Here is a 21,534-nt window from a genome sequence, read left to right as displayed (position 1 = left end):
ACGGCCGTCCGGTCACGGGCTGAACGACAGGAACACGAAGGCCGCGAAGATCGAGAGGTGGACGCTGCCCTGGAGCAGGGTGGCCCGGCCGGGCACCACCGTCAGGGCGCTCACCACGGCCGTGAGCACGAACAGCACCATATGGAGGGGTCCCAGACCGAGGATCAGGGGCCCGTCCAGCCAGATCGAGGCCAGCGCGATCACCGGGATGGTGAGGCCGATGCTGGCGATGGCGGAGCCGTAGGCCAGGTTCATGCTGGTCTGCATCCGGTCGCGGCGGGCCGCCCGCACGGCGGCGAGGGTCTCGGGGAGCAGCACCATCATGGCGATGACGACGCCGACGACGGCCTTGGGCAGTCCCGCCGAGGCGACGGCGTCCTCGATGGTGGGCGAGACGAGCTTGGCGTTGCCGACGACGGCGACGAGGGCGAGCAGGAGCAGACCGAGGCTGATCCACGCCATCCGGAAACTCGGCGGCTGGGCGTGCTCGTCGTCGATCTGCTGGCCCGGGCGGGTCACGGGCAGGAAGTAGTCGCGGTGCCGGACGGTCTGGACGGCGACGAACACCCCGTACAGACAGAGCGAGGCGACGGCGGCGAAGCCCAGCTGCGCGGCGGAGAACTCGGGGCCGGGGTGGCTGGTGGTGAAGGTCGGCAGGACCAGGGTCATGGTGGTGAGGGTGCAGACGACGGCGAGTTCGCCGCCGGTGCCCTCGGCATGGAAGACGGCGGTCCGGTTGCGCAGGGCGGCGACCAGGAGGGCGAGGCCGACGATGCCGTTGCAGGTGATCATGACGGCGGCGAAGACGGTGTCCCGGGCGTAGCTGGTGGCCTTGTCGCCGCCGCCGATCATGAGGGTGACGATCAGTCCGACCTCGATGACGGTGACGGCCACGGCGAGCACGAGTGAGCCGTAGGGTTCGCCGACCCGCAGCGCGATGACCTCGGCGTGGTGGACGGCCGAGAGGACGGCGGCGAAGAGACAGAGCACGATGAGCGCCACGGCGAAGCCGGGAAGGTGGTCGCGCCCCCATCCGAGGGCGAGGCCGATGGCCGCGACGACCGGTCCCCAGGTGGTCCACTGTCGTGTCAGTCCTGCGGTAGTCGAACTCATGCCCTGAATCCTGCCACAAAGGGGAGGATTGCCCTCCGCTTGTGGCGTGCGCGCCGGAGGTGACGCTCACTCAAGTACCGGACCCCGTAAGGGATCACGCGCGATCGAGTACATCGACACCCGGACGGGCGTTCGACGTCCGACGTCCCCCTCGGGTACGTTCGAGGGGACGGCGCCACCGTGTGCGTACGGCCCCCAGGGGCCGTTCCCGGGCGTTCCCGTCGCCGGTCTCATCCCTTCCCTTCGCGGGCCTCCCCGTACGACGCGCGCAGACGTCGCTTGTACAACTTGCCGTTGGGGTCACGGGGCATCACGGCGATGAAGTCGACCGATCGCGGATGCTTGTACGAGGCCAGCCGGCCCGTGCAGTGGTCGAGGAGCGCGGCGGCGAGGTCCGGACCCGGGGCATGCCCCTCGGCCGGTTCGACGACTGCCTTGACCTCCTCACCCCAGTCGGGGTGCGGGATACCGAAGACGGCGGCGTCGGCGACGGCGGGATGGGCGAGGAGCGCGGCCTCGATCTCGGCGGGGTAGATGTTGACGCCCCCGGAGATGATCATGTCGATCTTCCGGTCGCGCAGGAAGAGGAAGCCGTCCTCGTCCAGGACGCCGAGGTCGCCGGCGGTGAAGAAGTCGCCGATGCGGCTGCGCGCGGTCTTGGCCTCGTCCTTGTGATAGCGGAAGCCGCCGCTGCGCATCGTCATGTAGACGGTGCCGAGCCGGCCGGGCGGCAGCCGGTTCCCGTCGTCGTCGAAGACTGCGAGTTCACTGATGGGCCAGGCGCGGCCGACCGTGCCGGGCTTCTTCAGCCAGTCCTCGGCGGTGGCGAACGTCCCGCCGCCCTCGCTCGCCGCGTAGTACTCCTCGACGCACGGCCCCCACCACTCGATCATGGCCCGCTTGACATGCTCGGGGCAGGGCGCGGCACCGTGCAGGGCATGGCGCATCGAGGAGACGTCGTACCGCCGGCGGATCTCCTCGGGCAGTGCGAGCAGCCGGTGGAACTGGGTGGGGACCATGTGGGTGTGAGTGCAGCCATGGCTGTCGATGAGCCGCAGCATCTCCTCCGGGGTCCACTTGTCCATGACGACAAGCGGATGGCCGAGGTGCAGGGCGGCGGCCGCGAACTGGAGGACGGCGGTGTGGTAGAGCGGCGAGCACACCAGATGGACGTTGCCGTCGAAGGGCCGGATGCCGAACATGCCGAGGAATCCGCCCAGATGGGTCTCCTCGGGCGGCACGCCGGGCAGCGGGCGGCGGATGCCGCGGGGGCGGCCGGTGGTACCGGAGGTGTAGTTCATGACCCAGCCGAGGGTGCGGTCCGCGGGAGTGTCCGCGGAGTACCCGTCGAGGAGTTCGGCGTACGGGCGGAAGCCGGGGATCCCGCCGACCGCGAACCGCCCGGCGGGCGCGAGGCCCGCCTCGTCGGCGGCGCCGGTGGCGGCCTCGGCGAAGCGCTCGTGGGCGAGCAGCACCCGGGCGCCGGAGTCGGCGACGATCCAGGCGATCTCGGGGCCGACCAGATGGTGGTTGACCGGCACCAGATAGAACCCGGCCTCGGCGGCGGCCAGATAGGCGGTGAGGAAGGCGGGGCCGTTGGGCAGCACGACGGCGAAGGCGTCGCCGCGCTCCAGTCCGGCGGCACGCAGTCCGTGCACCAGCCGGTGGGCGTCGGCGAGCAGCCGGCCGGCGGACCACCGCGTACCGTCGGGCGCGACGAGGACGATACGGCCGGGGTCGGCGGCGGCCTGGGCCCAGAACCCCGGGAGTCCTTCGATGTCCGGACGCGTCGGACCCTGGTTCATCGTGCGCTCCTTCCGGCGATGCGGTCGATCCGGTCGACGGCCTGCTCGAAGCCGCGGGTGAGGTCGTCGACGACCTGCTGGACAGAGCGTTCGGAGGTCATGCGGCCGACGATCTGGCCGACCGGGGTGCCGAGCAGTGGGGCGACCTCGTACTTCTGGATCCGGGAGACGGCCTCGGCGACGAGCAGACCCTGGAGCGGCATGGGCAGCGGGCCGGGGCCGGCCGGGTCGTCCCAGGCGTCGGTCCACGCGGTGCGCAGCTGACGGGCGGGTTTGCCGGTCAGGGCGCGGGAGCGGACGGTGTCGCCGGAGCCGGCGGCGAGGAGCTTGGCGGTGAGGGCGCGGGAGTGGAGTTCGGCCTCGGTGGTGGTGAGCCAGAGCGAGCCGAGCCAGACGCCCTGGGCGCCGAGGGCGAGGCCGGCGGCGATCTGCGCGCCGCTGCCGATGCCGCCGGCGGCGAGGACGGGCAGCGGGGCGACGGCGTCGACGACCTCGGGGGTGAGGACCATGGTGGCGATCTCGCCCGTGTGGCCGCCGGCCTCGTAGCCCTGGGCGACGACGATGTCGATGCCCGCCGCCGCGTGATGGCGGGCGTGCCGGGCGCTGCCGGCCAGGGCGGCGACGAGGACGCCGTGCTCGTGGGCGCGGGCGACGACGTCGGGGGGCGGCGAGCCGAGGGCGTTGGCGAGGAGCTTGATGGGGTAGTCGAAGGCGACGTCGAGCTGGCCGCGGGCCACCTGTTCCATCCAGCCGGTGATCCGCCAGCCGGAGGCCTCGCCCTCGGGCAGGTCGGGGACGTCGTGCTTCGCGAGGGTGTCGCGGACGAACGCGCGATGCCCCTCGGGGATCATCGCCTCGACGTCGGCCTCGGTCACCCCGTCGACCTTCTTGGCGGGCATGACGACGTCGAGTCCGTAGGGCAGCCCGTCGGTGTGCGCCTGCATCCAGTCGAGGTCGCGGGCCAGGTCGTCGGGTGCGGTGTAGCGGACCGCGCCGAGGACGCCGAGTCCGCCGGCTCTGGTGATCGCCGCGGCCACCGCGGGGAACGGCGTGAAGCCGAAGAGGGCGTGCTCGATCCCGAGGGTCCGGCTCAGCTCCGTCTGCATGGGCGGCATGGTGCCGCAGCCGGGGTGCCGAGGGAAGAGATTTCCTGATGCCGTGTCAGATTGTTTCGACGCGGGGCGGGGTGTGGGAGAGGGTGGGCATGACGGAACCGATGAGAGAGTCGAGAGCGACGGGAACGACCGGATCCACGGGGCCTGCGGGGCAGGCGGGACACGAGAGCCGGGGGCCGAGCCGACGGGCGTTCGGCGGTGGGGTCCTGGCGCTGGGAGGTGCGCTGATGATCGGTACGGTGCCGGGGGCGGCCGCGGCCGAACCGGGGCCCGGGTCCGCGGCGGGAGCGGACGGCGGGACCGCGGACGGGGCCCCGGAGCCGGGCTTCGGCAGCGGGCGGCGGACCACGCTGCGGCGCGGCACGGCCGGGCAGGCCGGACTGCTGCCGGAACACCTGGACCGGCTCGTCACGAATGCCGAATCCTTCCTGCGCCCCTCCCCCACCCATCCCTGGTACGCCGGCGCGGTGCTGCTCGCCGGGCGGGGCGGTACCGTCGCGCTGCACCGGCCGATCGGCATGGCGGCGCGCTACTCCGCGTACGACGAGAAGACCGACTCCGGTGTCGAGCTGCCGCCCGGCGAGCGGGTCCCGATGCGCGAGGACACCGTCTTCGATCTGGCGTCCGTCTCCAAGCTGTTCACCTCGATCCTGGCCGTGCGCCACATCGAGCACGGCACGCTGGAGCTGGAGGAGAAGGTCACGGCGTATCTGCCGGAGTTCGGGGGCGGCGGCAAGCAGGACGTCACGGTCCGCCAGCTGCTCACCCACACCTCGGGGTTCCGCGCCTGGATCCCGCTCTTCAAGGAGCCGACCCGCGAGGGACGACTGCGGCTGCTGTGGAACGAGGTGCCCGCGAACCCTCCGGGCACGGTCTACCTCTACTCCGACCTCAACCTGATCACGCTCCAGCTGATCCTGGAGCGGCTCACCGGCCGCCCCCTCGACGAGCTGCTGCGCACCGAGATCACCGGCCCGCTCGGGATGAACCGCACCCGGTACAACCCGCCGCCGTCCTGGCGGCCGGGCATCGCCGCGACGGAGGACGCGCGCCTGCCGTGGTCCGGCCTTGACCGGGGCTTGGTGTGGGGCGAGGTGCACGACGAGAACGCGTACGCCATGGGCGGGGTGGCCGGGCACGCCGGGGTGTTCTCCTGCGCCTGGGACCTCGCGATCCTGGCCCGGACGCTGCTCAACGGCGGCGCCTACGGCGACACCCGAATCCTCTCCCCCGCCTCCGTGGAGCTGATGTTCAGCGACTTCAACACGGCGTTCCCGGGCGACGCCCACGGCCTCGGCTTCGAGCTGTACCAGCACTGGTACATGGGCGCGATGGCCACCCCGCGCACGGCCGGGCACACCGGCTTCACCGGCACCAGTCTCGTCCTCGACCCGTCGACCGACACGTTCCTGATCGTCCTGGGCAACTCCGTGCACCCGGTACGGAACTGGCGCTCGGGCTCCGCGCCGCGCGTCGCCGCCGCCGACGCCCTGGCCCGCGCCGTACCGGTGCGCCCGGCCCGGGGCCGTACCGCCTGGTTCTCCGGGATGGCGAACGGCACCACCGCCACCCTCACCCTGCCGGACGTCACGGGCGCGGCGCGGATCGAGTGCGCGCTGTGGTGGGACACCGAGCCGGGCGCGGACGCCGCCGTCCTGGAGGCCTCGGCCGACGGCGGCGCGCACTGGGCGCCCGTCCCCTTCCGTACGTCCACTCGTGGCGCCGGCCGTCCCCGTGCCACGGATCATCCGGCGGGCTCGGCCGACGGCTGGTCGGGGCGCGCGTGGCACGACCTGTCCGCCGACCTGTCGGCCTGGTCGGCGGCGCCGGTACGGCTGCGCTGGCGGTACACCACCGACCGGCTGTACGCCGGGCGCGGGGTGTACGTGGACGGCCTGCGGCTCCTCGACGCCGCCGGCACCCCGCTCTTCGACGAGGCCCGGCCGGCGGACGGGGCGCGGATCGAGGCGCGGGGGTGGTCGGCCTCCGCCGACTGACCGGGGCGGGCCGCAACTTGCCAACGCCATCGCCGGTCCGGGTGAGCACGAGTGCCTTGTGTCGTGGAGCTTCCGGCGGCACCGCCGGCAGATCGTGGCCGCGCTCCGCCTCGCACGCGGCTGGTGCGGTGACCCGTGTGATCACAGACACCGCCGTTCCCCCACGGCGCGGGAGGCCGACCATTCCCGGTGATCCCGGCCGAAGGTGTGGCCGGCCTCCGGTCGACGACGATCGCGGCCGGCGTGGCGCACGCGCCGGCCGTGGAATCGGCTGCCGCCGACACGGCGGCGAGCCGGGCCGCCGCCCCTTTCTTGCCATGCCGCAGGGTGAGGCCCGATCCTGATCGGGATAGCGAACGATACTGCTGGACGCCCGTACGTTATATCGAACGGCGACAGAGGGAAAGGAGGGGAACGTGAGCGTCCCCGAGGGCTCGGTTCGACACATGCTGGCCGCCAATCTCAGACGGGCGAGGACGCGGCGGGGCTTGTCGATCTCCGAGTTGTCCCGGCGCTCGAAGATCGGCAAGGCGACGCTGTCGCAGCTGGAGTCGGGAGCGGGCAACCCCACCATCGAGACGGTGTTCAGTCTGTCGCGCGTGCTGGAGGTGCCCATCTCCGACCTGTTGGACACCCCGCCCGCCAGCGGGCTCACCGTGGTGCGTGCCAAGGAGGCGGAGGTGCTGAGCGGCGAGGGGGTGAATCTGCGCCCGCTACAGCGGATCGAGTCCGGCGACGCCGTCTTCGAGGTCTTTGACCAGCAGGTACGAGCTGGCGGGCGGCAGGAGTCGCTCGGCCATGTCGGGACCGAGCACACGATCGTGCAGGCCGGCCGGCTCGGTGTGCGGGTGGAGGGGCACGAGGTCGAACTGGGCCCCGGCGACTACGTCGGCTTCGACGCCGCGGCGCCGCACAGCTACACGGCGCTCGACGGCGAGGTGCGCTCGGTGCTGCTGCTCCAGTACCGCGCCGATCAGCTGCTGCACCTGTCGGACACGACACCCGATGACCCCTGCGCGACAGAAGGGTGACAGCCCGCGCCGCGGCGGCGAGAGGAATTCGGTCCGGCTGGACCGTTGACACGCTCCGCGCCGCGCCATAACTTTCCATCGTTCGGTTTAACGAACGAGGAGGGTTCGATGTACGGAACGCGGGTGGCGGTGCTGGGCGCCGGGATCGTCGGCGCCGCCTGCGCTCGCGAGCTGGCCCTGGCCGGGATCGAGGTCGTCGTCGTCGATCGCGGGGCAGCCGCTTCGGCGACCACCTCCCACGGCGAGGGCAATGTGCTCGTCTCCGACAAGGGGCCGGGCCCCGAGCTGGAACTCGCCCGGATCTCCCGGACGTTGTGGCCGCAGGTGCTCGCCGGGATCGCCGAGCGGTCCGCGCACGCGGCGCACACCGTGGAGTGGGAGCCCAAGGGCGGCATCGTCGTGGCGACAACCGGCGCCGGAGCCCAGGGGCTGGCCCGGTTCGCCGCCGGCCAGCGCGCGGCGGGGGTACGCGCCGAGGTGCTGGACGCCGAGGCGCTCGCCGAGGCCGAGCCTTACGTCACCCGTGAGCACACCGCGGCCCTGTACTACCCCGAGGACGCGCAGGTGCAGCCGGCCGGAGCGGCCGCCGCCCTGCTCGGCGACGCGCTCGCGGCCGGTGCGAGCTTGCGGACGGGCTGCGAGGTGCTCGGCGCCGTCACCCGCGGCGGGAGGATCACCGGGGTACGCACCTCGGCCGGCCTGCTGGAGGCCGATGGGTTCGTCAACGCCGCGGGCCCCTGGTCCGGTGAGCTGTCCACCCGCCTCGGCGCACCGGTGGATGTCCGGCCCCGCCGCGGTGACGTCCTGGTGACCACGCCGCTGCCGCCGATGGTCTTCCACAAGGTCTACGACGCGGACTACGTGGGCGCGGTCGGCAGCAGCGCCGAGGATCTGCAGACCTCCGCGGTCGTGGAGTCCACCCGCGGCGGCAGCGTGCTCATCGGCTCGTCGCGCCGCCGGGTCGGCTTCGACGACCGGCTGCGCCCGGAGGTGCTGTCGGCCGTCGCCGCGAAGGCGCTGCGGCTGTTCCCGGCCCTGGCCAAGGTCCCGGTGATGCGTGCGTACGGCGGATTCCGGCCGTATGTCCCCGACCATCTGCCGGTCATCGGAGCCGATCCGCGGCTGGCAGGTCTCTGGCACGCGGGCGGTCACGAGGGCGCCGGGATCGGTCTGTCGGTGGGCACCGGACGGCTTCTGCGGAATCTGATCCTCGGTGAGCCGACGGTCATGGACACCACCCCGTTCCGGGTGGACCGTCCGGCCGTGCTGGGCGAGAGCGCGCAGCCTGTCAGCGAGGAGACGGCATGAGCCCCAGGTGTGTCCGCGCCGAGTCCGACATCGTCGGGCGGCAGGACCGGCCGCTGCGGATCACTGTCGACGGCGAGCCCGTCGACGGCATCGCGGGCCAGACGATCGCGGGCGTGCTGCTCGCCGCCGGCCGGCTGGCCTGGCGACGGGGACGCTCCGGCGCGCCCCGCGGGGTGTTCTGCGGGATCGGGGTCTGCTTCGACTGTCTGGTGACGGTGGGCGACGAGCGCGACGTACGCGCCTGCCGCCGCCGGGCCCGCGACGGCGATTTGGTGACCACCCAGACCCGGCAGCCGGTGCCGGACCCGCTGCGGGATCCGGAGACCGTGTCGTCTCCGCGGCCGGAGACCGTCCAGGATCCGGCCCCGGAGACCCGGGAGAACGCCACGTCACCCGGAACGGAGGAGCGATGACGTGCCGTCATGTCGCGGTCGTCGGCGCGGGGCCCGCGGGCCTCGCAGCCGCGGAGGCCGCGCTGAGCGCCAGCGCCCGGGTGACGCTGATCGAATCGGCGGACCAGCCGGGCGGCCAGTACCACCGGATGCTGCCCGAGGCGTACGGCGCCACCCGCCCGGAGGCGCTGCAGCACGGCTGGCAGGCCTTCGACCGGCGCCGCCGCCGGGTGCTCGCCCACCCCCGGTGCGCCTGGTGGTCCGAGACCTCGGTATGGGCGCTGGAGCGCCCGGCCCCGGACCACCCCGGAGTGCCGCGGGTGCATGTGCTGCGCGGCCCGGCCGACGGCGGCGGGCGGCGGCGTCTGACACTCGACCCCGATGCGCTGGTGCTCGCCGTAGGCGCCCATGATCGCGTCCTGCCCTTCCCTGGCTGGGAGTTGCCCGGTGTCTTCACCGCCGGTGCGGCGCAGGCGTTGGCCAAGGGTGAGCGGGTCGTGATCGGTGATCGGGTGGTGGTCGCCGGCACCGGACCGTTCCTGCTTCCGGTGGCGGCCTCGCTCCTGGAGGCCGGTTCCCGGGTGCTGGAGGTACTGGAGGCCAACACCCCGAGCACCGTGGCCCGCGGCTGGTCGCAGCGTCCGTGGCGGCTGGCCGCGCAGGCCGGAAAGTCCCGTGAACTCGCCGAGTACACCGCTTCGTTGCTCCGTCACCGGGTGCCCTACCGGCTGGGCCGCACCATCGTCGAGGCCCGCGGCGACGGCCGGGTCGAAGAGGTCGTCACGGCACGGCTGCGCGCGGATTGGTCGGTGGTGCCGGGCACCGAGCGCACGGTCGCGGTCGACGCGGCGTGCGTCACGCACGGCTTCAGCCCGCAGCTGGAGCTGCCGGTGGCGGCCGGATGTGCCCTGCGCGGCACGCCGGGCGGCGAGTTCGTGGACGTCGACGACGACCAGGCCACCAGTTGTCCCGGCGTGTACGCGGCCGGCGAGATCACCGGCATCGCGGGCGCACCGGCCGCGCGGGCGGAGGGCGCGCTCGCCGGCTGGCTCGCCGCCGGCGGCGACCCGGACGCGTCCGCGCTGCGTCATCTGCGCCGCGGCCGGGATCAGGGTCGCGCGTTCGCCGAGCGGCTGGCCCGGGCGCACCCGATCGGTGCGGCCTGGCCGAAATGGCTGCGGTCCGAGACCGTCGTCTGCCGCTGCGAGGAGACCGACTACGCCTCGCTGTGCCGGGCCGCCTCGGACAAGGCAAGCGCCGCCGCGCGGGTCGCCAAGCTGGAGACCCGGGCCGGGCTCGGCCCCTGCCAGGCCCGGATCTGCGGGCCCACGGTCGCCGAGCTGAACGCCAGGCTGTCCCGTGAGCCCGCCGACCGGCCGGTCGAGGGTCTGCCGGCGCCCGCACCACACCGGCGTCCGATCGCCCAGCCCATCCGGATCGGCGAACTGGCCACCGCCCCTGATCCGTCCCCCCAGGACCCCACCGCTCATCACCCCTGAGATCTCGACTGTCCGCGAAGGTCGACCCCCCTTTCCAAGGAGCAGCGTTCATGAGTGACACCAAGAAGCAGGCCCTGTCTCTCGGAGGCGTGGTCGTGGCCACCGCCCTTCCCTACTCCGAGAACGCGTCCGCCCCGGGCGGTCTGGCTGTGGACTACGACCGATACGCCGAGCACTGCCGCTGGCTGGTGGAGAACGGCTGCCACGGCGTCGGCCCGAACGGCTCGCTGGGCGAGTACTCCTCCCTGACGGACGACGAGCGCCGCAAGGTCGCACAGACGGCGATCGAGGCAGTCGGCGACTCGGGCATCGTGGTCGTCGGCGTGCACGGCGCCGGCTCGCACCAGGCCAAGCACTGGGCCGAGGTCGCGGCCGAGGACGGGGCCGACGGGCTGCTGTGCCTGCCGCCGACCATGTACCGCGCCAACCGCGGTGAGGTCCTCGCCCACTTCGAGGCCGTGGCCTCCGTCGGCCTGCCGGTCATGGTCTACAACAACCCGATCGACACCAAGGTCGACCTGACCCCGGACCTGGTCGCCGAGATCGCCCGGATCGACAACGTCGTCGCGATCAAGGAGTTCTCCGGCGACGTCCGGCGCGTCCTGGAGATCAAGGAGCAGGCGCCCGGCCTCGAGGTCATCAGCGGCGCCGACGACGTGGTTCTGGAAAGCCTTCTGATGGGAGCCACCGGCTGGTTCGCCGGCTTCCCGAACGTCTTCCCCGCGGAGTCGGCGCGCCTGTACGACCTCGCCGTCGCCGGCGAACTCGAAGCGGCGCGGGCCCTGTACGAACCGCTCGTCGCTGCCTTCCGCTGGGACTCGCGCACCGAGTTCGTCCAGGCCATCAAGCTCGGCATGGAACAGGTCGGCCGGTACGGCGGCCCCTGCCGCCCGCCGCGCGGCCCGCTCACCCCGCAGATGCGCGAGCAGATCCAGGCCGACATGTCCCGCGCCATCGCCGCCCTCGAGAAGCAGTCCGCCTGATGCGTACCATCCGTACGCTCAGCGCCGTCGACTCGCACACCGAGGGCATGCCCACCCGCGTCGTCACCGGCGGGGTGGGCCCCATCCCTGGCGACACCATGGCCGAGCGCCGCCGCTACGCCATGGAGAACCTGGAGGGATTGCGTCGGTTCCTGGTCGACGAGCCGCGCGGGCACTCCGCGATGAGCGGTGCGATCCTGCAGCCGCCCACCCGCCCGGACGCCGACTGGGGCGTGCTCTACATCGAGGTCAGTGGCTTTCTGCCGATGTGCGGTCACGGCACCATCGGTGTGGCCACCGTCCTGGTGGAGACCGGGATGGTCGAGGTCACCGAGCCGGAGACCACGGTCCGTCTCGACACGCCGGCCGGGCTGGTCGAGGCTCGGGTGACGGTCACCGACGGCCGCGCCGAGAAGGTCACCCTGCGCAACGTGGACGCCTTCGCGCTCGAACTCGACGCGATGGCCGAGGTCCCGGGCCTCGGCGAGGTCCGCTACGACATGGCGTACGGCGGCAACTTCTACGCCATCGTCGAACTCGACCGGCTCAGGCTGCCGTTCGACCGGGCACGCAAGGACGAGATCCTCTCCGCCGGGCTGTCGATCATGCGGTCCATCAACGAGCGGAACCGGCCGGTGCACCCGGTCGACACACTCATCCACGGCTGCAAGCACGTACAGTTCCTGGCTCCGGACTCCACCGCCCGGCACTCGCGCAACGCCATGGCCATCGACCCCGGCTGGTTCGACCGCTCCCCCTGTGGCACCGGCACCTCCGCCCGGATGGCCCAGTTGTACGCGCGCGGTGAACTGCCGCTGAACACCGATTTCATCAACGAGTCGTTCATCGGAACCCAGTTCACCGGCCGGCTGGTCGGCACGGCCGAGGTAGGTGGACTGCCCGCGGTCGTTCCCGAGTTCTCCGGCCGGGCCTGGATCACCGCCACCGCGAACTACCTGCTCGACCCGAGCGACCCCTTCCCGCACGGATTCGTGCTCTAGAGCACCCCGCACGGTTGCGTTCCCCGGAGCACGCGACCGTGCGCCCCTCACCCCCGTACGTATTCACCGGAGGGACCGTCATGTCCCGTTCGATTCCAGCAATACCCAGGGAAGGAAAGGCCCCCGGCGGGAGGCTGCTCTCCCGGCAGGGAATCTTCCGCCTCAAGCCCGTCGACTCCTCCGAGGAGGAGACCACGGGTGGGCTGCGCCGGACCATGGGACTGTGGCAGCTCGTCGCCCTCAGCCTCGGCGGCCTGGTCGGCGCGGGAGTCTTCTCGCTCGCCGGCGTCGTAGCCCACGAGGACGCCGGGCCCGGCGTGATGATCTCCTTCCTCGTCGCCATCATCGCCAGCACCGCCGCCGCACTGTGCTACGCCGAGTTCGCCGGCGCCATCCCCAAGGCCGGATCCGCCTACACGTACTCCTACGCCGCGCTCGGCGAGATCGTCGGCTGGGCGATCGGCTGGGACCTGCTCCTCGAATACACCGCCATCGTGGCGGTGGTGGCCATCGCCGTGTCCGGCTACTTCTCCTACATCCTGGAGCGCATCGGGATCGACTTGCCCTCGTGGATGCTCGGCGCGCCCGGCACCGGAGCCGGCCACAAGGTCGACCTGTTCGCCGCCCTGCTGTGCGTGTTCCTGGCCTTCGTGCTTTCCCGCGGCACCAAGGAGTCGGCCCGCTTCGAGACCATCCTGGTGGTGGTCAAGCTCGGCATCGTCGCACTGGTGATCATCGCCGGCGCCTTCCACATCTCCTCGGGCAACTACAGCCCGTTCCTTCCCTTCGGCATCGGCGGCGCGTTCACCGGCGCCGCGACCGCGTTCTTCGCCGTCTACGGGTACGACGCGATGAGCGCCGCGGCGGAGGAGAGCGCCGAGGCGAAGAAGGTGCTGCCGAAGGCGATCGTGATCTCGCTGGCCATCGCCGCGGTCGTCTATCTGCTGGTCTGTGTCGTGCTGCTGGGCATGCAGGACTACCGGGACATCGACACGAAGAGCCCGTTCTCCAGCGCGCTCGCCTCGGTGGGCCTGGGCGGGCTCGGCATCGTGGTCGCGGTCGGCGCCATCATCGGCATCACCACCTCCGCGTTCGCCAACATGCTGGCGGTCTCCCGGGTCTGGTTCTCCATGAGCCGCGACGGGCTGCTGCCGCGCTGCTTCGCGAAGAACCACCCCAAGCGGCACGTGCCGACCCGGGTGATCTGGCCGGTCGGCATCGGCTCGGCGCTGATCGCCGGGTTCCTGCCCATCCGGGAGGCCGCCGACCTCACCAACATCGGCATCCTGGCGGCCTTCACCGTCGTCGCCATCGCCGTCGTGGTCCTGCGCAGGACCCGGCCCGATCTGCCCCGATCGTTCCGCACCCCGCTGGTACCGCTGGTCCCGGCCATCGGCGTGGCCTTCTCCGTCTGGCTCATCGCCAACCTGGACTGGATCACCTGGGTCCGGTTCGCGGGCTGGATGGCCCTCGGCCTGATCGTCTACTTCGTGTTCGGCGTCCGTCACTCGGAGGAGAACAAGCTCCGCACATCAGCCGAGCACAAGCCTTCCGGGCAGAGCGAAGGAGGCCCCGTATGACCGGCAAGCCGGCCGCGGTCCGCTCTGCCCTCCTCGGCGAGGCGGACGGCGGGCACGACCCGCGGACCGTCGGACGGGTGATGACGGATGAACGGGTTGTTCGCCGTGCCCGCCCATCTGCCGGCCGGCCAGGGAAGCCTGGCCGGCGCGGTCACCGGCCAAGGGCTGCTCGCGCTGAGCCTGGGCATGCTCTTCGGCCTGGCCGGTGCGGCCTTCGTTGAGCCGTTCCCCGCCCGCACCCGCTACACGGGCGCCTCCCTCGGCTCCAACCTGGCGTTCACGATCCTCGGTGGCACCGCGCCGCTCCTGCCGATCCTCCTGATCGAGCAGACCGGAGACACCATCGCACCGGCGTGGTACGTCGTCGCCGGCTCTGTCGCGGCCCTGCCGGTCGTCGCCCGCATGACGAAGACCAGCCGGCACTCGATGCTCCCCGACACCCACCGCTCCATGGAAAGAGAGAAGGAAACACCTTGAACACCGTCGCACTCGAACCCGACCGGGCGGTGACCGCGGCCGCCGCCGCATCCCGGGAATGGGCAGAGGCGGCGCCGACAGCCCGGGCACATGCCCTGGAAGCCGTCGCCGATGCCCTGGAGACCGAGCGGACGGAGCTGGTCGCGCTGGCCGACGCCGAAACCCACCTGGGCGTGCCCCGGCTGAACGGCGAGCTGTCACGCACCACCTTCCAACTGCGGCTCTTCGCCGACCAGGTGCGGACAGGCGAGTTCCTCGACGTCCGCATCGACCGCCCCGACCAGCAGTGGCCCACCGGGCCGCGGCCCGAACTGCGCCGCTACCGCACCGCGATCGGCCCGATCCTGGTGTTCACGGCCAGCAACTTCCCCTTCGCCTTCAGCGTGGCCGGCGGCGACACCGCCTCGGCCTGGGCCGCCGGCTGCCCCGTGGTCGTCAAGGCGCACCCGGGCCACCCCGAACTGTCCCGCCGCACCGCCGAGATCATCCAGAAGGCGTTGGCTCAGGTCGACGCACCGGCAGGCGTGTTCGCCCTGATCGAGGGGCAGCAGGCCGGGATCGACGCGCTGCGCCACCCGGCCCTGCGCGCCGCCACGTTCACCGGCTCCGAGCGTGGCGGTCTGGCGCTCGCCCGCATCGCCGGCGAACGCCCCCAGCCGATCCCGTTCTACGGGGAGATGGGCAGTGTCAACCCCGTCGTGGTGACCCCGGCCGCCGCCCACGCTCGTGGCGCGGAGATCGCCGCGGGATACGTCGGCTCGCTCACGCAGGGCGCGGGCCAGTTCTGCACCAACCCTGGTCTGCTGTTCGTCCCGGTCGGCGACGGCCTGGTGGACGAGATCGTCCGTGTGCTGAGCGAGGTCCCGGCCGCTCCGATGCTCGGCGACTGGATCTCCGACGCGTACGTCGACGGCGCGCGCCGGCTGGCAGGACGCCCTGGAACGCGCACCCTGGTGTGGCCCGATGACGAAGCGTCAGCGGCACCGAGGCTGCTGACAACGGACCTGGCGTCGTTCGCCGCCGACATCGAGACCGCGGCCGAGGAGTGCTTCGGCCCGCTCGGCCTGGTGGTGACATATGAACGTCTGGAGGACCTGGCCGAGGCGGTGGCGGCGCTGCCGGGCCAGCTCACCGCGTCACTGCACGGCGAGCCCGGCGAGACCGCCGGCCTCGCCGTCCTGACCGCGGCGTTGGCCGAACGCAGCGGCCGGGTGCTGTGGAATGAGTGGCCCACGGGCGTGGCGGTCACCCACGCGATGCAGCACGGCGGCCCCTTCCCCGCCACCACCGCGCCCACCACGACGTCCGTCGGTACCGCCGCGATCGAGCGGTTCCTCCGGCCGGTGGCCTACCAGTCGTGGCCGCAGCCGCTGCTGCCCCCGCCGCTGCGTGACGACAATCCCTGGGGCGTGCCCCAGCGGGTACGCGAGTAGCGGAGCGGCTGCGGGCGGCCTTCGTGCGGCGAACCGGCCGCCGCCGTGACATCCGGGGGGGGTGCACCACGGAAGGAACCCCCACGGAGACCCGCACCAGCGCGATCGACACCCGGGGTCCACGACCTCTGTTCGTGGCTCACGCTGGCGACGGGGCCCGCTGGGGCCGGCTGGCGAAAGCGCCGGCACCTCCCAGGAGCTTGCCGGCGACTTCGACGGCGACGGCATGACCGACACCGCGGTCCTGCACAAGTACGCCCCGCCACGACCGGATCGCGCCGCTCCTGTCGGCCGACCCGGTCCGCGGGGGCGACGGTCGCCCGCTGCATCCGGACGTCCTCTCCGCACGCGTGCAGCCGACCCGTGGGCCGATCGCTCTCTTGATCTCGACTGTGCTTGAGGTTGCAGCCTGGTCGGCATGACCACGGAATCCACGGCGCGCGCCGCAGACATCGACGCCCTCAAGCGGGTCGTCGCCACCGTCGAGCACTCCCAGCAGCACAAGGACCCCGAGGCGTTCCTCGCGCTCTTCCACCCCGACGCGATCTGGACGACGGCCCATGGCAAGGTGCTCATCGGCCTCGACGCGATCGCGGAGTTCACCCGTGCGGTGCTCCCCTCGGCCGACTGGGACGGCAAGGTCAGCTACGAGGTGGTCCACGTGCTCTTCCTCCGCCCCGACGTCGCGGCGGTCAAGGTGCGGCAGCGCTACCTGAGCCCGGACGACGAGAGCGAGGGGGCCCCGCTGTACGTGATGACCAAGCAGGACGACGGCCGTTGGCTGCTGACCGCCTGCCAGAACACGGGGGTCGTCGTCGGCTGATCGACGCGGCCGGACCGCCCCGGGAGCCGGCTCCCGGGGCCCGCCCTCTCATACGGTGAGCAGGGCCTCCACCGTCGAGACCGGGTCCCACGCGGTGTCGAGGCCGGTCAGCCGCTCGGCGACCCGGCGCCAGGCCGCCGGGTCCGTGGCGAGCCGGGTGCGTACGAGGTCCGCGAGGACGGCGCGGGCTTCGGCGGCCTCGGGCGGGGCATCCGTGCGGCGGCCGGCGGCGTCCAGGTAGGCGAGCATGAGGGCAGCCGGGGCGGCGAGGCGTACCACGTCCGCTGCGTCGAGGAGTCCCTCCGTGAGCAGCCAGTCCAGTTGGGTGGACAGCGCGCAGTGGTACAGACCGCCGAGCCCGTGCCGGGCCCGCTCCCGGGTGAGCCGCGGGCTGCCGGGCGCGTCTTCGGGGCCGGGCTCGGGCAGCAGCGCCGCGTGCCGCAACCGTACGTCCTCGGGGACGCCGTCCAGCCGGACGAGGTCCTCCCAGTACGGGAGTGGTTCCCGGGCGTGGAAGGCTTCGAGCGCGGCCCAGTCCACGGGCTCCCCCGGGGGGAGGGACTCGACGACGTCACGTGCCTGATGGCTGTAGCGGGCCCGCCGAAGCTTTCGGACGAGCTTCTCCGGTGCCAGTTCGCGATCCAGCCGGGCACGGAGGACGGCGGCGGGGTCGGCGGATGCCAGGGCCTTCACGCAGAGGGTGGTGGCGGAGCGGCCCAGCGCGTCCCGCCCCACGAGCCGCGCAAGCCGGTCGGCTCCGCCGTGCTCGAACAGACCGATGCAGCCGAGGATTTGATGCGCGAAGCCGAGCTTGGAGCCGCGCTTGTCGAGAAGTTCCTCCACCAGGTCGGGTTCGGCGGAGCACAGCCACATCAGGCCGCCGGCCGGCCACGCGGACCCCTCGGCACGCCAGTCGGCGAGCACCCGTGCGCCGAGGGACAGCCGTCCGGCGCCGGGGCGCGACCGGGTCACGATCCGGTGGGCGACGGGGCGCGGGGCCCACTCTCGCAGCAGGGTACGGTCGGTCTCGGGGTCGTCGAGATCGACGAGGCGCTCCACCGCGCCGCTCCGCCTCATCCAGCGGGACTGGGCGGCGAGGACGCGCAGCGCGTCAGGGTCGCGGTCCGCGAGCAGCCGGTCGAGTGCGACGCGCGGGGTGCGGTCGTGGCGCAGCAGGTACGCGGCGAGCAGCCAGGGCCCGTCGGGGCCGAGCCGGGGCAGTACGGCCTCGACCACGTCGGCGTCGGCGAGGCAGAGCAGGGTGCCCTCCGGCCAGCCCCACAGATGGTCGCCGTGCTCCAGCAGCCTGATCGCCTCGGCGGGCGTGCCCGGCCGGGCTCGGCCGAGGACGGCTCGGGTACTTGACGCCGGGCCGACCCCCGACTGGGCGCGCCGCACCAACTCGTCCCAGGTCAGGCCCTCTTCCGCGGCTTCGGACGCCGTCACGGCCGCGGCCAGGCGGAGCCAGGCGTCGGGGTCGGCGCCGAGTGCGGCGCGCAGCCGGCGGGCGAGCGCGGCCCGCCACGCGTCGGCGAAGGCGAGCCGCCGCCAGTCGTGGGGCAGCAGGAGCAGCCGCCGGGCGGGCAGCAGGGTGAGCAGTTCCTCGGCGGGCAGCATGCCCTGCGCGTAGGCGCGCTCGATGTGCTGTGCGCTGGATCCGTAGGACTCGGGGAGCCGTGCGCGGACCTGCGCGAGGCTGGGTGCCTCGTGGACGTGGCCGCACTCGGACGGGGGGATGTCGTGGACGGAGCAGGCGGCGGCGAACCAGTGCGGGGTGGCGAGGCCGGGCAGGGTCGCCGCCTCGTTCACGGCCAGCGCACGCAGCACCTCGGGCCCCTCGGGCCGGGGCGCGCCGTCCGGGGCCAGGGAGTACAGCAGGTCGAGCGCCGCCAGGGCGTGCACATGGTCGCGTCGCATCAGCCGGGAGGAGGCCGGTGGTTCGGGCTCGGACGATGGCTCGGGGCCGGCGGGCTCCTCCGGTTCTTCGTCCACGGCCTTCCCCGCCTCGGCGATCAACTCCGCGACGGTGCCCCGGTGTTCGGGAAGCAGGGCGTCGAGCGCCGCCCAGCTCGCCGTCCTCTCCCCCAGGTGCTCGTCCGTCAGCGCGCGCAGTCGGTCGGCCGCCACCGCGCCCAGCAGATCACGTTCGGCAAGGCGGTCGAGCGCGGCCAGGGCGTGGGCGGCGGGGCGCGCGGTGCCGATCAGCCCGACCGGGTCGAGAAGGCCCGCCACCGCCATGCCCTCCGCCCAGACGGCGGCGCTGTCGTCGAGTTCCTCCTCCGCGAGGCGCTGTGCGGGCGGGGTGGGGTTGCCCGCGCGGCGGCCGCCGGCCCGCCACGGCTCGTTGAGGGCGCTCAGCCGGAACGCGTGGCGCTGCGCGTCGCTCGCCGCCTCGTGGCGGGCCAGCTCCTCGCACGCCTTGGGCATGAACGGGCTCTCCGCGTGGGCCGCGGCGAGGGCGTCGAGATCGTGGGCGTACGGCTCGGACAGCAGGTCGCGCAGGGTGCTGGTGCCCCGGGCGGCGGCGAGCAGCGCGGGGAGCCGGGCGGGGTCCTCGTAGGGTTCGCCCTGCGCGCGCAGGAGGCCCGGCCCGTCACCGTCCGGGGCCGCCAGGGCCTCGGTGACCGCGTCCACGGTGGCCCGGCCCAGCCAGGGCGCCGCGGCCGGATCGTCGAGCAGGGCACGTACGGCGTCCGGCCCGAACCGCTCCCATATCTTCGACAGGGCGTATTGCTGGGCGACTTGGCGCACTCCCCACCTCAGGGCGGGCAGGACGAGCCCGGGGTCGCCCGAGCCGAGCAGCGGGGCGAGCCAGACGCGCGGGACGTCACGGCGCGAGGCCGTCAGCTCGGCGCGCAGCGTGTCGTCGAGCGGCACCGTGTCGAGGCGTTCCGCGATGGTGCGGCGCAGGGACGGGGTGGTGCGGGGGTTGCGGTAGACGGCCGCGGAGACCTGCTCGTCACCGACCTCGACCAGCCGGGCGAGGACCCGGGTGTCGAGCCGGGCGTGGCGGGCCAGGGCCGTCCGGGTCCGGGTGTCGCCGTGCTCGACGACCGCGGCGGCGAGGGCGGGGGCCGGCAGCGGCCCGCCCGCCAGCAGTTCCGTCGTCACCCGCTCGGGCAGGGCGGCGAGCGCGGCCGCGGCATGCCGCGGCTCCGCGTGCGTGAGGAGCAGGCCGAGCGTGCGGTCGACGCTGCGGGGCGCGGGCGGGCGGAGCGCGTCGTCGGAGGCAGGCGGCACCAGCGGCTCGGCGAGCAGGTCGGGCAGACCGCCTCGGCAGGTGACCAGTGCGTCGTACAGCGCGCACCAGCGGGCCGCGTCCGCACCGAGGTGGCACTCCGTCAACTCCCTGAGGAGAGCGGCCGCTTCGCCGTCGACTCCGCCCGCGGCGGTGACCTTGGCCGCCACTGAACGTGCGGGCCGCGCCCGTTGCACCGCGTGCAGCGCTGCACTGCTCGGCGGCTCCGCGTCCGGCTTGCCCCGGCCGGCCCCGGCTATCGCGCGCAACAGCCGTTCCGCCGCCCCCACCTGCGTCTTCGTCATGGCCGTCATGCTAGAGACGGGCACTGACAATCCCGCTTGGCGCGGGCGCGAGAACCCGCACCGATGCGTGCCTCGCCTGCCGCCCTGGCAGCAGGCCAGCGCCGGCCGGGCCATCGAGACGGTTCACGAGGTGTACGGCCCCCGCCCCTACGGGCCCCGGTCGCCCGCACCTGGCGGATCGGCCTTCAGGTGCCCTGCCAGGGCCCCCTCCTTTATCGCTCCTATCAGCTGATTGTTAGCATCGAAGGGAATTCGGGCAATAAGCGAAGGAGCCAGCACAAAATGAAGGCTGCACGCTACTACGACCGCGGCGACATCCGTATCGAGGACATCCCCGAGCCCACCGTCCGCCCGGGCACCGTCGGCATCGATGTCGCGTTCTGCGGCATCTGCGGTACCGACCTGCACGAATACCTCGACGGACCGATCTTCGTCCCACCGGCCGGCCACCCGCACCCCGTCTCCGGCGAGGCCGCCCCCGTCACGCTCGGCCACGAGATGTCCGGCGTGGTGTACGCGGTGGGCGAGGGCGTCGAGGACCTGAAGCCGGGCGACCGGGTCGTCGTCGAGCCCTACATCCTGCGCCCCGACGTCGACACCAGCGAGAACAACCCGACCTACCACCTCTCCCCCGACATGAACTTCATCGGGCTCGGAGGCCGGGGCGGCGGTCTCGCCGAGAAGATCGTCGTCGAGCGCCGGTGGGTGCACCCGGTCGGTGACGTCCCCCTGGACCAGGCGGCCCTCATCGAGCCGCTGTCCGTGGGCTACCACGCCTTCGACCGCTCGGGCGCGAAGGCGGGCGACTTCGCCCTGGTCGGCGGTGCGGGCCCCATCGGGCTGCTGACCTGCGCGGTGCTCAAGGCGATGGGCGTCGAGGTCGCGGTCAGCGAGCTCAGCCCGCTGCGCCGCCAGAAGGCCCTGGACGCCAAGGTCGCCGACCATGTCATCGACCCGGCCACCACCGATGTCACCGCCGAGGTCCAGCGCCTCACGGGCGGCAAGGGCGCGGACGTCGCGTTCGAGGCCACGTCCGTGAACGTCGTCCTCGACACCCTGTTCGACGCGGTCAAGCCGGGCGGTGTCATCACCGTCATCTCGATCTGGGGCAAGCCGGCGACGATCGACATGCAGAAGCTCGTCCTCAAGGAGGTCGACCTGCGCGGCACCATCGCCTACGTGAACTCCCACCCGCAGACCATCAAACTGGTCCAGGAGGGACGGATCGACCTGTCGCCGTTCATCACCAAGACGATCGGGCTGGACGGCCTCGTGGACGAGGGCTTCGAGACCCTCATCCACCACAACGAGACGGCCGTCAAGATCCTCGTGGACCCGCGCCGCTGACCGGCTCGGTCCGCGGGCCGGCCCGTACCGCCGACCGGCCTGACCAGCCGAAAGTGCCTCCCCGACCGGGAGGCACTTTCCCGTTTC

At 72.8% G+C, this 21,534-nt stretch carries 16 protein-coding genes; 12 read left to right on the top strand and 4 right to left on the bottom strand.

All coding sequences use genetic code 11. The features are described 5' to 3' along the window. Positions 1 to 12: 12 nt before the first annotated feature. The 3 genes from ABZ693_RS20540 to ABZ693_RS20530 all read right to left on the bottom strand — a co-directional run bounded on the left by ABZ693_RS20540 (position 13) and on the right by ABZ693_RS20530 (position 4,024). The gene (locus ABZ693_RS20540) at positions 13 to 1,113 is read right to left on the bottom strand and encodes a calcium:cation antiporter (protein ID WP_359879085.1); all 1,101 of its coding nucleotides are present in this window, start codon (positions 1,111 to 1,113) and stop codon (positions 13 to 15) included. 230 nt (positions 1,114 to 1,343) lie between these two features. After that, complete coding sequence (locus ABZ693_RS20535; RefSeq protein WP_359879082.1) at positions 1,344 to 2,918, bottom strand: acyl-CoA synthetase; 1,575 nt, start codon at positions 2,916 to 2,918, stop codon at positions 1,344 to 1,346. After that, positions 2,915 to 4,024 (bottom strand): NAD(P)H-dependent flavin oxidoreductase, encoded by a 1,110-nt coding sequence (locus tag ABZ693_RS20530; RefSeq protein ID WP_359879079.1) that lies wholly within the window; start codon positions 4,022 to 4,024, stop codon positions 2,915 to 2,917. The genes ABZ693_RS20535 and ABZ693_RS20530 overlap by 4 nt, the downstream gene beginning before the upstream one ends. A gap of 236 nt (positions 4,025 to 4,260) precedes the next feature. Between ABZ693_RS20530 and ABZ693_RS20525 the strand changes: the two genes are divergently transcribed. The 11 genes from ABZ693_RS20525 to ABZ693_RS20475 all read left to right on the top strand — a co-directional run bounded on the left by ABZ693_RS20525 (position 4,261) and on the right by ABZ693_RS20475 (position 16,557). Further along, positions 4,261 to 6,030, top strand: coding sequence for a serine hydrolase domain-containing protein (locus tag ABZ693_RS20525; protein WP_359879077.1), 1,770 nt, complete (start codon positions 4,261 to 4,263; stop codon positions 6,028 to 6,030). 416 nt (positions 6,031 to 6,446) lie between these two features. Next, positions 6,447 to 7,061, top strand: coding sequence for a helix-turn-helix domain-containing protein (locus tag ABZ693_RS20520; protein WP_359879074.1), 615 nt, complete (start codon positions 6,447 to 6,449; stop codon positions 7,059 to 7,061). A 108-nt stretch (positions 7,062 to 7,169) separates the two neighbouring features. Then, positions 7,170 to 8,369 (top strand): NAD(P)/FAD-dependent oxidoreductase, encoded by a 1,200-nt coding sequence (locus ABZ693_RS20515; protein WP_359879072.1) that lies wholly within the window; start codon positions 7,170 to 7,172, stop codon positions 8,367 to 8,369. After that, the gene (locus ABZ693_RS20510; protein WP_359879069.1) at positions 8,366 to 8,782 is read left to right on the top strand and encodes a (2Fe-2S)-binding protein; all 417 of its coding nucleotides are present in this window, start codon (positions 8,366 to 8,368) and stop codon (positions 8,780 to 8,782) included. Before ABZ693_RS20515 ends, ABZ693_RS20510 begins: the two co-directional genes overlap by 4 nt. Beyond that, positions 8,779 to 10,260 carry an FAD-dependent oxidoreductase gene (locus ABZ693_RS20505; protein WP_359879067.1) on the top strand — a complete coding sequence of 494 codons (1,482 nt, stop codon included), beginning with the start codon at positions 8,779 to 8,781 and terminating at the stop codon, positions 10,258 to 10,260. Before ABZ693_RS20510 ends, ABZ693_RS20505 begins: the two co-directional genes overlap by 4 nt. Before the next feature lie 50 nt (positions 10,261 to 10,310). Continuing rightward, complete coding sequence (locus ABZ693_RS20500; RefSeq protein ID WP_359879065.1) at positions 10,311 to 11,243, top strand: dihydrodipicolinate synthase family protein; 933 nt, start codon at positions 10,311 to 10,313, stop codon at positions 11,241 to 11,243. Beyond that, entirely contained in the window at positions 11,243 to 12,244 is a 1,002-nt protein-coding gene (locus ABZ693_RS20495; RefSeq protein WP_359879062.1) for a proline racemase family protein, read from the top strand. The genes ABZ693_RS20500 and ABZ693_RS20495 overlap by 1 nt, the downstream gene beginning before the upstream one ends. Positions 12,245 to 12,324: 80 nt before the next feature. Continuing rightward, positions 12,325 to 13,824 (top strand): amino acid permease, encoded by a 1,500-nt coding sequence (locus ABZ693_RS20490; protein ID WP_359879060.1) that lies wholly within the window; start codon positions 12,325 to 12,327, stop codon positions 13,822 to 13,824. 87 nt (positions 13,825 to 13,911) lie between these two features. Next, complete coding sequence (locus ABZ693_RS20485) at positions 13,912 to 14,301, top strand: MFS transporter (protein WP_359879057.1); 390 nt, start codon at positions 13,912 to 13,914, stop codon at positions 14,299 to 14,301. Beyond that, the gene (locus ABZ693_RS20480; RefSeq protein WP_359879055.1) at positions 14,298 to 15,734 is read left to right on the top strand and encodes an aldehyde dehydrogenase (NADP(+)); all 1,437 of its coding nucleotides are present in this window, start codon (positions 14,298 to 14,300) and stop codon (positions 15,732 to 15,734) included. The genes ABZ693_RS20485 and ABZ693_RS20480 overlap by 4 nt, the downstream gene beginning before the upstream one ends. 418 nt (positions 15,735 to 16,152) lie before the next feature. Next, positions 16,153 to 16,557, top strand: coding sequence for an SgcJ/EcaC family oxidoreductase (locus ABZ693_RS20475; protein ID WP_359879053.1), 405 nt, complete (start codon positions 16,153 to 16,155; stop codon positions 16,555 to 16,557). A 48-nt stretch (positions 16,558 to 16,605) separates the two neighbouring features. Here ABZ693_RS20475 and ABZ693_RS20470 read toward each other — a convergent pair whose 3' ends face one another. Further along, a complete protein-coding gene (locus ABZ693_RS20470; RefSeq protein WP_359879050.1) occupies positions 16,606 to 20,100 on the bottom strand; it encodes a hypothetical protein in 3,495 nt (1,164 codons plus the stop codon). 282 nt (positions 20,101 to 20,382) lie between these two features. Here ABZ693_RS20470 and ABZ693_RS20465 point away from each other — a divergent pair, with 282 nt between their 5' ends. Beyond that, positions 20,383 to 21,447, top strand: a complete 1,065-nt coding sequence (locus tag ABZ693_RS20465) for a 2,3-butanediol dehydrogenase (RefSeq protein ID WP_359879047.1) — start codon at positions 20,383 to 20,385, stop codon at positions 21,445 to 21,447. Positions 21,448 to 21,534: the final 87 nt, after the last annotated feature.

Origin of the sequence: Streptomyces laurentii, from assembly GCF_040635425.1 — a bacterium.
In the GTDB taxonomy this organism is placed as follows: Bacteria; Actinomycetota; Actinomycetes; order Streptomycetales; family Streptomycetaceae; genus Streptomyces; species Streptomyces laurentii.
This window is presented reverse-complemented; position numbering and strand designations above follow the sequence as displayed.